We start from the raw sequence: 14,264 nt of genomic DNA, 5'->3' as shown, positions 1-14,264 counted from the left end.
CTACCCGCGTGCGTAGCGGAGCGCGCCGCGCAGGCTCGTCATCTGCAGGATGCTGACGGCAGGCGAATATTGCCCGCCGAGCGCGAGCGTCGCCTCGCGCAGCATCTCGATCCCCTCTTCGGACTTCGACGGCAGACGCTCGGCCGGGATCGGCCGGCCCATCGTCAGTCGGAACGGCTGGCGATGCTTGTTCAGCACCTCGTGGAACAGAGTGATGTCCCGCAGCGTGGGGTGGATCAGGTCGAAGAGGTAGAACAGCGTCGAGTTGCGCGCCCGGATGTTCACCGGCGCCACAGGCAGGTCGAACTTCCGCGCGATCATCGCAGCGGAGGCCATCCACGGCCGCTCCATGAGCTTCAGTCCCGTCCGCTTGGCCAGCCGCCCGGAGGGGAAGATTACGCCCAGCCGCCCGGCCTCGATGGCGCGGCGGGTGTAGTCCATCGTCTCGCGCGTCTTCTGCAGGCTCCGCTTCTCCTGCCGCCATTCGACCGGGCAGATCAGGTCCTCCATCTGCGGCAGCACGCGAAGAATGTCGCGGTTGGCGTAGAAGAAGAGATCGGGCCGCAGGGGCGCGAGGATGTGGTGGAGGATCACCCCGTCGGCGATGCCGGTCGGATGGTTGCAGACGACCAGCGCCGGGCCGTTGCGCGGCAGGTTCTCGAGACCCGAGACCTCTACGTCCCGCGCGATCATCTGCGCCACGCGGCGCATGATCTCGGGCGTCGGATCGTCCTTCAGCTGCTCTCCGATCTCGACGGTGCGGTCGTAGCCCAGAACGCGGCACAGAAGTCTGCGCGAGGCTTCATGATGGGGACGGCCGGAGAAGAGCCAGGGGGCACGCTCTTCGATGAGCGGATCGATTCGAGACTGCATCATGAGCGACACCCGGGGCCTCCTGCTCTCGCATGACATGAGGCCCGGTTGTCCCGGCCGGCAAGCGCCGTCCTTTGCACCGATCTGCGCTCGGCAGTCATCCGCCGGTCAGAACGCCGCTTCCCGTCCAACTGTTCCCACCCGCTCATGCGTGCCTCATCCGCCCCGCCATCTCGCCCAGATCGCGGCTGAGGCCCGGCGTGGCGAGGATGCGGTCGAGTTCGGCCAGTATCATGCCCTGCCGGTCCGCATCGTAGCGGGCCCGGGTCTCGAAGGCGGTCGACATGCGCGCCGCCGTCTGCGGGTTCAGCGGGTCGAGCCGGATCAGCCAGTCGGCGAGCAGCCGGTAGCCCGCACCGGAGGCGTGATGGAAGCCCGCGTGATTGGCCGAGAGCGCCCCGACGACCGACCGGAAGCGGTTGGGATTCTTCCAGTCGAAGGCCGGATGGGCGGTCAGCCGCTCGACGGTGGCCGCCGTTTCCTCGGGCGCGGCATGGAGGATCTGGAGGGCGAACCACTTGTCCATCACCAGCCGGTCGCCGGCCCAGCGCGTCTCGAAGAGGCCCAGCTCCTCCTGCCCGCGGCCGATCTCGAGCAGGCAGGCCAGCGCGCCCACTTCCTCGGTCATGTTGTTGGCCGCGCGGAAGGCGGCCTCGGCCCGCGCCCCGCCGTCGCGGCGGGTGACGAGGCCCAGCGCGGCCAGCCGCAGCGCCCGGCGCCCTGCGGCCCGGGCCTCGGGCGAGAAGGGGCCGGGCTCGGCCAGCGTCTCGATGAGAGCCCCGAGCTCGGGTTCGAGCCGTTCGGCCAGCGCCCCCGCCATCCGCTCGCGCGCCGCGTTGATGCGGGCCGGATCCGGCACATGGCCCGCGGCATGGAGCGTCTGGGCCATGTCGTCCTCGCCCGGCAGGCGCAGGGCGAGTGCGCGGAACGCCGGGTCGAGCGTCTCGTCCACCGCCACCCGTGCCAGCGCCTCGAGCCAGTCGGGTCCGGGCTGGGCGCCCCCGGTGACCATCCGGGCCAGCACGTCCTTGGCGAGCGCCCGTCCGGCCTCCCATTTGTTGAACGGGTCGGTGTCATGGGCGAGCAGGAAGGCGCGCTCCTCGGGAGAGGTCTCGCGCTCGAGCACCACGGGCGCCGAGAAGCCGCGCAGGATCGACGGCACGGGACGGGCGCCCAGCCCCTCGAAGGTGAAGCTCTGGCGCGGCTCCGTCATTTCGAGGACGGTGGTCGGCAGCACCTCGTCGCCGTTCGGATTGAGCAGGCCCACCGCCACCGGGATCACCTTGGGCTGCTTCACCGGCTGGCCGGGCGTGGGCGGGTTCACCTGCTCGAATTCGAGCGTGTAGCGCCCGTCCTCGAACCGGTCGCTGACCTTCAGCCGCGGCGTGCCGGCCTCGGAATACCAGAGCTTGAACTGCGCCAGATCGCGGCCCGTCGCATCCTCGAAGACCGTGAGCCAGTCCTCGATGGTGGCGGCCTGCCCGTCATGACGCTCGAAATAGAGGTCGAGCGCGCGCGCATAGGCCTCGTCGCCCACGAGCCGCTTCAGCATGCCGATGAGCTCGGCCCCCTTCTCGTAGACGGTCGCCGTGTAGAAGTTGTTGATCTCGATATATTCCTCGGGGCGGACCGGATGGGCCAGCGGCCCGTCGTCCTCGCGGAACTGCCGGGCGCGCAGCGTCAGTACATCCTCGATCCGCTTCACCGCGGCCGAGCGCATGTCCGAGCTGAACTGCTGGTCGCGGAAGACGGTGAGCCCTTCCTTGAGGCAGAGCTGGAACCAGTCGCGGCAGGTGATCCGGTTGCCGGTCCAGTTGTGGAAATATTCATGCGCGATGACCGCCTCGATCCGGGCGAAATCGTCGTCGGTCGCGGTCTCGGGCAGGGCCAGCACATACTTCGAGTTGAAGATGTTCAGCCCCTTGTTCTCCATCGCGCCCATGTTGAAGTCGTCCACGGCGACGATGTTGAACGTGTCGAGGTCGTATTCGCGGCCATAGACCTCCTCGTCCCACTTCATCGAGCGGATCAGGCTGTCCATCGCATAGGCGCAGCGCGCCTCGTCGCCCGGCCGCACCCAGATGTTGAGGGCCACCGTCCGTCCCGAGGCCGTGGTGAAGCCCGCGCTGTGGGCCACGAGATCGCCCGCGACCAGCGCGAAGAGATAGGAAGGCTTCGGCCAGGGATCGTGCCATTCGGCCCAGCCCGGCCCCGAGGCCACCTCGTTGCCGTTCGACAGGAGCACCGGCAGGTCGCTCTCGATCCGCACGCGGAACGGAGCCATCACGTCGGGCCGGTCGGGATAGAAGGTGATCTTGCGGAAGCCCTCGGCTTCGCACTGGGTGCAATACATGCCGTTCGACATGTAGAGCCCCTCGAGCGCAGTATTGGCGGCCGGGTCGATCTCGACCTCGGCCGTGAAGGCGAAGGGCGCATCGGGAAGGCTTGCGCCGGGAAGGGTCAGGCCTGTCGCGTCGGGCTGAACGGCGAGGGGCGCGCCGTCGAGCGCGGCCGAGACGAGCGCCAGCCCCTCGCCGTCGAGCCGCAGGTCGGGGCGCCCCGTCCGGGCCGGGTTCGGCCGGAACCGGATCTCGGAGAGCACGCGCGTGCAGCCGGGATCGAGCCGGAAGGTGAGCGAGACCCCATCGACGAGATGGCTGGGGGGCAGGTAGTCGGCAAGGCGGATCGGGGTGTCGGTCATGATCTTCTCCTGGATCTTGCAGCCTAGTCCGCGCCGCGGCGTGCGCAAGGCCCGCCGGGCAGGATCCGGAGCGCAGGGAGCGCCTCTCCTCGCCCGCGATCGGCGCCCCGTCCGCGGCGGCGCCGATCCGACCCGGCCCCGCAGATCCTGCGGGCCTTCGGTGGCAGAAGGATGACGCAGGCCGGTGGCCTCGGCGGTTCGCCTCTGCGAGACGGAGCGAGCCCGCGTCCGCCCTGCCCGCAACCGCCGGTGGGCGGCCCGTGAAAGGCCGTGTCGTCGCCTTCGCGACCTGCCTCGTGAAAGACGCGGCAGGCAGCGCCGGGAGCACGCGCCGCGCCAGCCCTGCGGCTCTCGATCAGAGGGCAAGAGATCGCAGACCGATGGGCGACCTGCCATTCATCATTTCCGAGCGACGCGGCCCCTTGCCCTTTCCGTGCGATGCGGGCATCAGTGTTCCATGAATGTTCTGATCTGGTTCCGCAACGACCTGCGGGTGGCGGATCATCCGGCGCTGGCGCGCGCGGCGGACGACCGCGTGCTGCCGCTCGCCATCGTCGATCCGGCAGAATGGGCCGATCCGGCGCGCTCGGGCCGGCAATGGGCGTTCCGCGCCGAATGTCTCGCTGACCTGCGCGCGGATCTGGCGGCGCTCGGGGCGCCGCTTGCGGTGCGCGTGGGCGACGCGCAGGCGGTTCTGTCAAAGCTCTGCAAGCTGCACCGGATCGGGCGCATCCTCTGCCTCGAGGATCCCGCTTTCGCGGAGCTCGATCTGGCCCTGCAGGCCTGGGCCGGGGGCACCGGCCTCGACTTCATCCGGCTGAAGCCCGGCGCCGGGGCGCCCGCGGCGCTGACCCCGCTGCCCGCGGTCGAACCCGGGCCGATCCCGCCTGCCCGCGCCCTGCGGCTGGCCGAGGACCGCTGCCCCCACCGCCAGCCGGGCGGGCGTCCGCAGGGGCAGCTCCTGCTCCAGAGTTTCCTTGAGCGGCGCGGAGCGCTTTACCGCGACGGGCGCAACCGGCTCTTGCAGGCGGAGCGGGCCTCTTCGCGCCTGTCGCCGCATCTTGCGGCGGGCACTCTGTCGCGCGAGGAGGTGCTGGCCGCCGTGGCGGCGCGGCTGGCGGAGCGGCCGGACGCCGACTGGGTGCGCAGCCTCGGCGCCTTCCGGGCGGCGCTGGCTTCGGGTGCCCCCGGTGCGCGGGGGGCTGTCTGCCCCCCCGGCCGCCCCGGAGGGGGCGGCTCCCCCCGAGGATATTTGGACCAGACTGAAGGGGAAGCCGGACGCGCTCAGGCTGCGTCTGGCCGCGCTTCACGCCGGAGAGACCGGCCTGCCCTTCGTGGATGCGGCACTGCGCGCGATGGCGGCCTCGGGCTGGCTGCCCGCGCGGCTCCGCGGGATGCTTGCCTCGGTGGCGCTGCATCACCTCGGCCTGTCGGAGCAGGCCGCGGGAGCGGCGCTGGCGGCAGGACTCACCGATCACTCGCCGCCGATTCACTGGGCGCAGATGCGCCGCGTGGCGCTCGGGCGTCCGGTCGACCCCGAGAGGCTGGCGGGCGTGCTCGATCCCGATGGCGCCTTCACGCGCCGCTGGCTGCCCGAACTGGCGGAGGTGCCCGATCGGGTCCTCCAGGCACCCTGGCGCTGGGAGGGCGCGAGGGGGCTGCTCGGGCGGCGCTATCCCGAGCCACTGGTCGATCCTTCGGCGGCACGCGCCGCGGGGCGGACGCTGGCCCGGCGCCCGACCGCGCGCGTGGAGGTGATAGAAGGCGCGGCGCCCCGACGGCCCGCCTCGGATCCGACGCAGCAGCTCTGTCTCGACCTCTGACCGCTCCGGCGGATTGGTCATGTTTCATGACCAGATGGTTGAATGCGGCCCGGTTTGCCCCTATTGCTGCGACAGAATGTCATCAGCGGGAGTGGGGTCTTGACCGATCGGATCGAGAAGCAGGGGTTGCAGGTGGATGTGCGTCTGGCCGAGTTCGTGGCCCGCGAGGCGCTGCCCGGCACCGGTGTCAGCGAGGAAACCTTCTGGGGAGGCCTCGCCGACACGGTGCGCACTCTCGGGCCGCGGAACCGCGCCCTCCTCGACCGCCGCGCCGAGCTTCAGGCTGCCATCGACGACTGGCACCGCACTCACCGCGGCGAGCGGCCGAGCCTTAGAGAGTACACCGCCTTCCTTCGCGAGATCGGCTACCTGCTGCCGGAGGGGCCCGACTTCACCATCGAGACCGCGCATGTCGATCCAGAGATCGCCGAGGTGGCGGGGCCGCAACTCGTGGTGCCGGTGATGAATGCGCGCTATGCGCTGAACGCGGCCAACGCGCGCTGGGGCTCGCTCTATGACGCGCTCTACGGCACCGATGCTCTGGGCGATCTGCCGGAGGGTGCGGAGTTCGACCCTGCGCGGGGCGCGCGGGTCATCGCCTGGGGGCGCCGGTTCCTCGATGAGACCGCGCCGCTGGCCCAAGGCAGCCATGCCGATGTCGAGGGCTACCGGGTCGAGGGCGGCGCGCTGGTGCCCGCACTGGCGGATCCCGCGCAATTTGCGGGCCACGCGGGGCCTGCCGAGGCTCCGACGGCCATCCTTCTGAAGAACAACGGGCTGCATCTCATCCTCGACATTGATCGCAAGCACCGGATCGGCGCCGCCGACCGCGCGGGCGTCGCCGACATCCGCATGGAGGCCGCGCTGTCGGCCATCATGGATTGCGAGGATTCCGTCGCCGCGGTGGATGGCGAGGACAAGGCGCTCGCCTACGCCAACTGGCTGGGCCTGATGCGCGGCGACCTGCGCGAGGCGATCTCGAAGGGCGGGCGGATGTTCGTGCGCGAGCTCGCGCCCGACCTCGCCTTCACCGCGCCGGACGGCGGGACCGTCACCCTCAAGGGCCGGGCGCTGATGCTCGTGCGCAACGTGGGCCATCTGATGACCACGCCTGCCGTGCTCGACGAGACTGGCGCCGAGATCTTCGAGGGGATGCTCGATGCCTTCGCCACCACCCTCTGCGCCCTGCACGATCTGGCCAAGGCCGACGGCATCCGGAACTCGGTCGCAGGCTCGGTCTATGTGGTGAAGCCCAAGATGCACGGGCCCGACGAGGTGGCCTTCGCCGACGAGCTCTTCACCCGCGTGGAGGAGGTGCTGGGCCTGCCGCACTACACGGTGAAGCTCGGCATCATGGACGAGGAGCGGCGCACCTCGGTCAATCTGAAGGAGTGCATCCGGGCCGCGAAGCATCGGGTGGCCTTCATCAACACGGGCTTCCTCGACCGGACGGGCGACGAGATCTTCACCGGCATGGAGGCGGGCCCGATGGTGAAGAAGGGGGACATGAAGGCCTCGCGCTGGATCGCCTCCTACGAGGATCGCAACGTGGACATCGGTCTGGCCTGCGGCCTGCGCGGGCGCGCGCAGATCGGCAAGGGCATGTGGGCCATGCCCGACCGGATGGCCGAGATGCTGGCCGCCAAGATCGGCCACCCGAAGGCCGGAGCGAGCTGCGCCTGGGTGCCCTCGCCCACGGCCGCAACCCTGCATGCCACCCATTATCACCGGGTGGACGTGACCGCGCGCCAGAAGGAGATCGCGGCGGGCGGACCGCGCGGCAGCCTCGAGGACCTGCTGACGCTGCCGGTGGCCGAGGGAGTGAACTGGTCCGAGGCCGAGCTGCGCCAGGAGATCGAGAACAATGCCCAGGGCATCCTCGGCTATGTGGTGCGCTGGGTGGATCAGGGCGTCGGCTGTTCGAAGGTGCCCGACATCAACGACGTGGGCCTGATGGAAGACCGCGCCACCTGCCGGATCTCCAGCCAGGCGCTGGTGAACTGGCTGCACCACGGTGTCGTGTCGGAAGATCAGGTGATGGCGGCGCTGAAGAAGATGGCCGCCGTGGTGGATGCGCAGAATGCCGGCGATCCGGCCTACCGGCCCATGGCGCCCGGCTTCGACGGCGCGGCCTTCCAGGCGGCCTGCGACCTCGTCTTCAAGGGCCGCGAGCAGCCCTCGGGCTATACCGAGCCGGTGCTCCATGCCCGGCGCCTGCAGGTGAAGGCCGAGCGCACGCCGCAGGTCAGCCGCGCCTGACCGCGGGGGCGCCCTCCTGCCCGGAGGGCGTGCCCCGCTCCCTCACTCTGGCTTAAATATCCATGCGACGACGGCCTCTCGCGGGCCGCCGGACGCTCGGGCGGCGCCTCAGCCGGCTACATCCAGCGCGAGCGCGTGAATGCGCCCGACGAGATCCTTCCCGAGCGCCGCATTCACCGCCCGATGCCGCTCGAGCCGGGTTTGCGTCGCCATCGCGGCCGCACGCATCCTCACACGAAAGTGCGTCTCGCCGCCCTCGCGCCAGCCGCCATGGCCGCGGTGCTGCTCGCTTTCGTCCATCACCTCAAGCTCTTCCGGCGCGAAGGCCGCCTCCAGCCGATCACGAATTTCCTCGACCACGCCCATCCCGTGCCTTCCCCTCTTCAATCCCGCGCACAAACCCCTAAACTCACGCCTCCGAGTCGGAAAGGCATGATGAGATGACGAACCGCCCCCCCTTCGAATTCGACATCCGGGTCTCCTCGGACAAGAAGCGGCGCAAGACCGGCCGCCGGGGCATGTCGGGCGCGTTCGAGACGTCCAATCGTCAGTGCGAATATCCCGACTGCTCCGAGGCGGGCATCTATCGGGCCCCGAAATCGCCGGACCTGCTCGATGAGTTCTTCTGGTTCTGCAAGGATCACGTCCGCGAATACAACCTGAAATGGAATTTCTTCCAGGGATCGGGCGAGGACGAGATCAAGCGCATCATGGAGAAGGACCGGCTCTGGGGCCGCGAAACCCAGCCCTTCGCCAAACGTCCCGACGAGGGCCGCGTCTGGTCGCGGCTGGGCGTCGACGACCCGATGGAGATCCTGGGCGAGAAGGCCACGCAGAACCCCGGCAAGGTCGCCACCACCGCCACGCGTAAGCTGCCGCCGACCGAGCGCAAGGCGCTCGAGATCCTCGACGCGCGCGACACCTGGACGAAGCTCGAGATCCGCAAGCAATACAAGAGCCTCGTGAAGGACCTGCATCCGGACATGAACGGCGGCAACCGCGCCGACGAGGAACGGCTGCAGGAAGTGGTCTGGGCCTGGGACCAGATCAAGGACAGCCGCTACTTCCGCGACTGACCCCGGTCGCGCCGCACCTTCGCGCGGCACGAGTGCGCGCCCGGGATGGCGACTGCAAGAAGGTCAACGCGGCTTGTCGCCCTTTCCCTTGCAGCCCTGCCCGATATGTTTCATCAAAGGCCGGGCGCCCGGAAGGGCGGCCGATGCGGCAACAAGGCGGACGGAATGCTGGACATGACTGTGAGACCCACCGAGGAAATTTCCGTTCGCGAGACCTTCGGCATCGACACCGACATGAAGGTGAAGGGCTTCGCCGAGCGCACCGATCGGGTGCCGGACATCGATCCCACCTACAAGTTCGATGCCGACACGACGCTCGCGATCCTCGCAGGCTTCGCCTACAACCGCCGCGTCATGATCCAGGGCTATCACGGCACCGGGAAATCCACCCATATCGAACAGGTGGCGAGCCGGCTCAACTGGCCCTGCGTGCGGGTGAACCTCGACAGCCACGTCAGCCGGATCGACCTGATCGGCAAGGACGCGATCAAGCTGGTGGACGGCAAGCAGGTCACGACCTTCCAGGAAGGCATCCTGCCCTGGGCGCTGCGCAACCCCTGCGCCATCGTCTTCGACGAATATGATGCGGGCCGCGCCGACGTGATGTTCGTGATCCAGCGCGTGCTGGAAACCGACGGCAAGCTCACGCTGCTCGACCAGAACGAAGTCATCACCCCCCACCCGTGCTTCCGGCTGTTCGCGACCGCGAACACCGTGGGCCTGGGCGACACGACCGGCCTCTACCACGGCACTCAGCAGATCAACCAGGGCCAGATGGACCGCTGGTCGCTGGTGGCCACGCTGAACTACCTCAGCCACGATGCCGAGGTGGCGATCGTCCTGTCGAAGAACCCGCATTACAACACCGAGAAGGGCCGCAAGCAGATCAGCCAGATGGTGACGGTCGCGGATCTCACCCGCACCGCGTTCATGAACGGCGACCTCTCGACGGTGATGAGCCCGCGGACCGTGATCTCCTGGGCGCAGAACGCCGAGATCTTCCGCAACGTGGGCTATGCCTTCCGGCTCACCTTCCTCAACAAGTGCGACGAGCTCGAACGCCAGACGGTGGCCGAGTTCTACCAGCGCTGCTTCAACGAGGAACTGCCGGAAAGCGCCGCCTCCACGGCGATGAAATGAGTATCGCGGCGCTGGCCGAGCGCATCGCCGCCTGCGAGGCGGCGCGGTCGCGGGCAAGGCGCCAGATCCTGACGCTCGTTCCCGTGCTGGCTCTGGCCGGCGCGGGCCTTGGTTTCCTCCTCTTCGGCGGCGCGGGCACCGCGCTCGCCCTTGCCCTTGCCGGGGCGGCCTTCGGAGCGGCCGGCGCGGGCCTCTCGCTCCTCTCGGCCGGGCGGCGGCAGGCGCGCCTCGCGGTCGAGCATCCCGATCTCTATCCGGCCGCGCTCGAACGCTACCGCATGGTGATGGCGACCGAGCGCGCCGGACGCTACAAACTCTACTGCTGAAATGGATCAGGCCGCCGTCGCCGCACGTCTCGCCGAACTTCACGGGTCCCTTGAGACCCTGCGGCGTCAGGGACGGATCCTCGGCGCGCTGGCGGCGGTCCTCGTGGGGGCGGTGGTCTGGCTTGCGGCCGGATCGGCTCTCCTTGCCCTTGCGGCGGGGCTGCTCGCCGCCCTGGCCACCGGGCTCCTGACCCGGCTCCGAGCGGCGGCGGTGATGCGCAACCTGACCGATCTCGAACGCGCCCACCCCGAGGCCGTGGCTCTGGCCATGGACCGCTACCGGCTCAACCGGGCCCTCGACCGCGCCGAGCGCTGGAAGCTCTTCCGGTGACGGCTCTCTCTCCCCTTGTCCGCGCCCGGTCCGGGTGCTTTATCTGAAGCCATGAGCAAGCCCAGCGACAACCCCGCCGATCCGTTCAAGAAGGCCCTTGCCGAGGCGACGAAGACCCTCGCCTGCGATCCGGAGATGACGGTGACCTTCACGGTCGATCCCGCGGGGATGAACCGCGAGGGGATGCGGCTGCCGCAGGTCAGCCGCCGGATGACGCGCGACGAGGTGATGCTCGCCCGCGGCACGGCCGATGCCTTCGCCCTGCGCCGCCGCTATCACGACGATGCCCTGTCGGCCCGCTACCTGCCGCAGGGCCAGATGGCGCGCGAGATCTACGAGGCGATGGAGACGGCGCGCTGCGAGGCGGTGGGCGCGCGCACCATGCCCGGCACTGCCGGCAACATCGACGCGCGGATCGGACACGAGGCCGAGCGGAAGGGCTATGCACAGATCACCCAGGCCGCGGATGCGCCGCTCGCCACGGCGGCGGGCTATCTCGTGCGCCATCTGGCGACGGGGCGCACCCTGCCCGGCGGCGCCGACAATGTGATGGAGCTCTGGCGCGGCTTCATCGAGCAGCAGGCGGGCGACACGCTTCAGAACCTCGACGAGGTGCTGTCCGATCAGGCGGCCTTCGCCCGGCTCGCGCGCAAGGTGATCTCGGATCTGGGCTACGGCGACCAGCTCGGCGACGATCCCGATACCGACGAGCAGGACGAGGCGGGCGAGGACGCGGAGACCGACGAGGACGACTCCCAGAGCCAGGGCGAAGACGAGTCCGAGGAGTCGCCCGAGGCGCAACCCGAGCGCAGCCAGGAAGAGCAGCAGGATCCGACCGAGGCGCAGGTCTCGATGGACGACCAGCCCGATTCGGATCAGGGCGAGGAGATGGAGCTGCCCGAGGGCGAGGCGCCGCTCGAACCCCCGCCGCCTGCAGCCTATTCCGAGGCCGATCCGGCCTATGTCGTCTTCGCCACCGAGTTCGACGAGGAGATCCGCGCCGAGGATCTGGCCGAACCGGCCGAGCTCGAGCGCCTGCGGGCCTATCTCGACCAGCAGCTCGAGCCGCTGAAGGGCGCGGTGAGCCGGCTTGCGAACAAGCTGCAGCGCCGGCTTCAGGCGCAGCAGAACCGCAGCTGGGAATTCGACCGCGAGGAAGGCATCCTCGATGCCGGCCGCCTCGCGCGGGTGGTGGCCAACCCGACCACGCCGCTCTCGTTCAAGGTCGAGAAGGACACCGAATTCCGCGACACCTGTGTGACGCTGCTGCTGGACAATTCCGGCTCGATGCGCGGTCGGCCGATCTCGATCGCCGCGATCTGCGCCGATGTGCTCGCGCGCACGCTGGAACGCTGTCAGGTCAAGGTCGAGATCCTGGGCTTCACCACGCGCGCCTGGAAGGGCGGGCAGAGCCGCGAGAAATGGCTGGCAGCGGGCCGTCCGCAGCAGCCCGGGCGGCTCAACGACCTGCGCCACATCGTCTACAAGGGCGCCGACGCGCCCTGGCGGCGGGCGCGCGAGAATCTCGGCCTGATGATGAAGGAAGGGCTCCTCAAGGAGAACATCGACGGCGAGGCGCTGGAATGGGCGCATCGTCGGCTGAGCAGCCGGGCCGAGACGCGCAAGATCCTCATGGTGATCTCGGACGGGGCGCCGGTGGACGATTCCACCCTGTCGGTGAACCCGGCGAGCTATCTTGAAAAACATCTCCGCGATGTGATCGCGATGGTCGAGCGCAAGCGGCAGGTGGAGCTCATCGCCATCGGCATCGGCCATGACGTGACGCGCTACTATGCGCGCGCCGTGACGATCACCGATGTGGAGCAGCTGGCCGGCGCCATGACCGAGCAGCTGGCATCGCTTTTCGACGCCGATCCGAAGAAGCGCATCGGCAAACGGCGGGTGGCCTGATGTTCCAGACGTTCCATGCGACTTCCTCCCCGGCTCAGGGGCCGGCCCGGCTTGCCGCCCTGCGGCAGGCGCTGACCGCCGAGGGGCTGGCCGGTTTCCTCGTGCCGCGCTCGGACGCGCATCAGGGCGAATATGTGGCCGCGCGCGACGACCGGCTGCAATGGCTGACGGGCTTCACCGGCTCGGCCGGCTTCTGCCTCGTGCTGCCCGAGGTGGCGGGCGTCTTCATCGACGGTCGCTACCGGGTGCAGGTAAAGCATCAGGTGGATCTGGCCCATTTCACGCCGGTGGCCTGGCCCGAGATCCAGCCTGGCGACTGGCTGCGTGAAAAACTTTCCCAAGGCGTGATCGGCTTCGATCCCTGGCTCCATACCGCCGACGAGATCGCGCGGCTCGAAACGGCGCTGGCGGGCTCCGGCATCACGCTCAGGCCGGTGGAGAACCCGCTCGACCGGCTGTGGGCCGATCAGCCCGATCCGCCGATGGGCCGCGCCTTCGTTCATCCCGACGCGCTCGCGGGCGAGACGGGCGAGGCCAAGCGCCAGCGTCTGGCCCAGACGCTCGCCGCCGCGGGCCGCAGGGCGGTCGTGCTGAGCCTGCCCGACTCGATCTGCTGGCTTCTGAACATCCGCGGGTCGGACGTACCGCGCAATCCGGTGCTCCACGCTTTTGCCGTGCTGCACGACGATGCCCGCGTGACCCTCTTCGCTGAAGCCGCGAAGTTCGACGAGGCCACCCGCGCGCATCTGGGCGCGGGCGTGACGCTGCGCCCGCCGCAGGCCTTCGTGCCGGCACTACGGACACTGACAGGCCCGGTGCAGGTCGACCGCAAGACGGCGCCGCTGGCCGTGCTCCTCGAGCTGCAGGATGCCGGCGTGGAGGCGGTGGACGGCGACGATCCCTGCCGCCTGCCCAAGGCCTGCAAGACCGCGGCCGAGATCGCGGGCATGCGCGACGCCCATCTGCGCGACGGGGCGGCCATGGTCGAATTCCTGACCTGGCTCGATGCCGAGGCCCCGAAGGGCGGCCTGACCGAGATCGACGTGGTGACGGCGCTCGAGGGCTTCCGCCGCGCGACCAATGCGCTCCACGACATCAGCTTCGACACGATCTGCGGCGCGGGTCCGAACGGCGCGATCATGCATTACCGCGTGACCGACGGCTCGAACCGCCCGGTGCAGCGGGATGAGCTGCTGCTCGTCGACTCGGGCGCGCAATATGCCGACGGCACCACCGACATCACCCGCACGGTCGCGGTGGGCGATCCGGGGCAAGAGGCGCGGGAATGCTACACCCGCGTGCTGCAGGGGTTGATCGCGATCAGCCGCGCGCGCTGGCCCAAGGGGCTGGCCGGGCGCGACCTCGACGCGCTCGCCCGCTATCCGCTCTGGCTCGCCGGACAGGATTACGACCACGGCACGGGCCACGGCGTCGGCGCGTTCCTGTCGGTCCACGAGGGGCCGCAGCGGATCGCCCGCATCTCCGAGGTGCCGCTGGAGCCGGGCATGATCCTGTCGAACGAGCCCGGCTATTACCGCGAAGGCGCCTTCGGGATCCGGCTGGAAAACCTGATCGTCGTCGAGGAGGCCCCTGCCCTGGGCGACAATCGTCGGCAACTGGCCTTCGAGACGCTGACCTTCGTGCCCTTCGACCGCCGCCTGATCCTGCCGCAGCTCCTGTCCTCGGCAGAGCGGGACTGGATCGACGCCTACCACCGGGACGTTCTCGAAAAGATCGGTTCACGCCTGTCGCCCGCGGCTTGGGACTGGCTGGAAGCGGCGGCTGCGCCTCTTTGACCTCTTGCCCATGAGGAGCGGCAGCGGC

The 14,264-nt window shown here is 69.5% G+C and carries 12 protein-coding genes and 1 pseudogene; 9 read left to right on the top strand and 4 right to left on the bottom strand.

Features of this window, described 5'->3' with window-relative positions; translation table 11 throughout:
- Together RSP_RS02905 and pepN are read right to left on the bottom strand one after the other, a co-directional pair.
- Window positions 1–912, bottom strand: a complete 912-nt coding sequence (locus RSP_RS02905; protein ID WP_017140092.1) for a lysophospholipid acyltransferase family protein — start codon at window positions 910–912, stop codon at window positions 1–3.
- Between the two features lie 106 nt (window positions 913–1,018).
- Window positions 1,019–3,574, bottom strand: a complete 2,556-nt coding sequence (gene pepN, locus RSP_RS02900) for an aminopeptidase N (RefSeq protein WP_011337133.1) — start codon at window positions 3,572–3,574, stop codon at window positions 1,019–1,021.
- A gap of 457 nt (window positions 3,575–4,031) precedes the next feature.
- Here pepN and RSP_RS22400 point away from each other — a divergent pair.
- Window positions 4,032–4,280, top strand: a pseudogene (locus RSP_RS22400) (deoxyribodipyrimidine photo-lyase); the annotation flags it as partial.
- Here RSP_RS22400 and RSP_RS22395 read toward each other — a convergent pair.
- Window positions 4,272–4,634, bottom strand: coding sequence for a hypothetical protein (locus RSP_RS22395; protein WP_227590625.1), 363 nt, complete (start codon window positions 4,632–4,634; stop codon window positions 4,272–4,274). The pseudogene RSP_RS22400 and the gene RSP_RS22395 sit on opposite strands and share 9 nt — an antisense overlap.
- A 274-nt stretch (window positions 4,635–4,908) precedes the next feature.
- Between RSP_RS22395 and RSP_RS22390 the strand changes: the two genes are divergently transcribed.
- Both RSP_RS22390 and RSP_RS02890 read left to right on the top strand, forming a co-directional pair.
- On the top strand, window positions 4,909–5,397 hold the full coding sequence (locus RSP_RS22390; RefSeq protein WP_235896929.1) for an FAD-binding domain-containing protein: 489 nt from the start codon (window positions 4,909–4,911) through the stop codon (window positions 5,395–5,397).
- A gap of 99 nt (window positions 5,398–5,496) precedes the next feature.
- Window positions 5,497–7,656, top strand: coding sequence for a malate synthase G (locus RSP_RS02890; protein ID WP_017140090.1), 2,160 nt, complete (start codon window positions 5,497–5,499; stop codon window positions 7,654–7,656).
- Window positions 7,657–7,764: 108 nt separating this feature from the next.
- Here the strand turns inward: RSP_RS02890 and RSP_RS02885 are convergent, their stop codons facing one another.
- The gene (locus tag RSP_RS02885; protein ID WP_011337130.1) at window positions 7,765–8,022 is read right to left on the bottom strand and encodes a BolA family protein; all 258 of its coding nucleotides are present in this window, start codon (window positions 8,020–8,022) and stop codon (window positions 7,765–7,767) included.
- Between the two features lie 74 nt (window positions 8,023–8,096).
- On the opposite strand from RSP_RS02885, the gene RSP_RS02880 reads away from it, so the two are divergent.
- The 6 genes from RSP_RS02880 (at window position 8,097) to RSP_RS02855 (ending at window position 14,236) form a co-directional block, all read left to right on the top strand.
- Window positions 8,097–8,732 carry a J domain-containing protein gene (locus RSP_RS02880; protein WP_011337129.1) on the top strand — a complete coding sequence of 212 codons (636 nt, stop codon included), beginning with the start codon at window positions 8,097–8,099 and terminating at the stop codon, window positions 8,730–8,732.
- A 105-nt stretch (window positions 8,733–8,837) separates the two neighbouring features.
- On the top strand, window positions 8,838–9,872 hold the full coding sequence (cobS, locus tag RSP_RS02875; RefSeq protein WP_023003542.1) for a cobaltochelatase subunit CobS: 1,035 nt from the start codon (window positions 8,838–8,840) through the stop codon (window positions 9,870–9,872).
- Complete coding sequence (locus RSP_RS02870) at window positions 9,869–10,198, top strand: hypothetical protein (RefSeq protein ID WP_002719129.1); 330 nt, start codon at window positions 9,869–9,871, stop codon at window positions 10,196–10,198. Before cobS ends, RSP_RS02870 begins: the two co-directional genes overlap by 4 nt.
- Window position 10,199: 1 nt before the next feature.
- Window positions 10,200–10,529, top strand: coding sequence for a hypothetical protein (locus RSP_RS02865; RefSeq protein ID WP_002719128.1), 330 nt, complete (start codon window positions 10,200–10,202; stop codon window positions 10,527–10,529).
- Window positions 10,530–10,580: 51 nt separating this feature from the next.
- Window positions 10,581–12,440, top strand: a complete 1,860-nt coding sequence (gene cobT / locus RSP_RS02860; RefSeq protein ID WP_009566423.1) for a cobaltochelatase subunit CobT — start codon at window positions 10,581–10,583, stop codon at window positions 12,438–12,440.
- Entirely contained in the window at window positions 12,440–14,236 is a 1,797-nt protein-coding gene (locus RSP_RS02855; RefSeq protein WP_011337127.1) for an aminopeptidase P family protein, read from the top strand. The genes cobT and RSP_RS02855 overlap by 1 nt, the downstream gene beginning before the upstream one ends.
- The last annotated feature ends 28 nt before the right edge of the window (window positions 14,237–14,264 follow it).

This window comes from Cereibacter sphaeroides 2.4.1 (assembly GCF_000012905.2).
Classification (GTDB): Bacteria; Pseudomonadota; Alphaproteobacteria; order Rhodobacterales; family Rhodobacteraceae; genus Cereibacter_A; species Cereibacter_A sphaeroides.
Note: the sequence above shows the minus strand (reverse complement) of the source record. Positions and strands in the feature narration are given on the sequence as shown.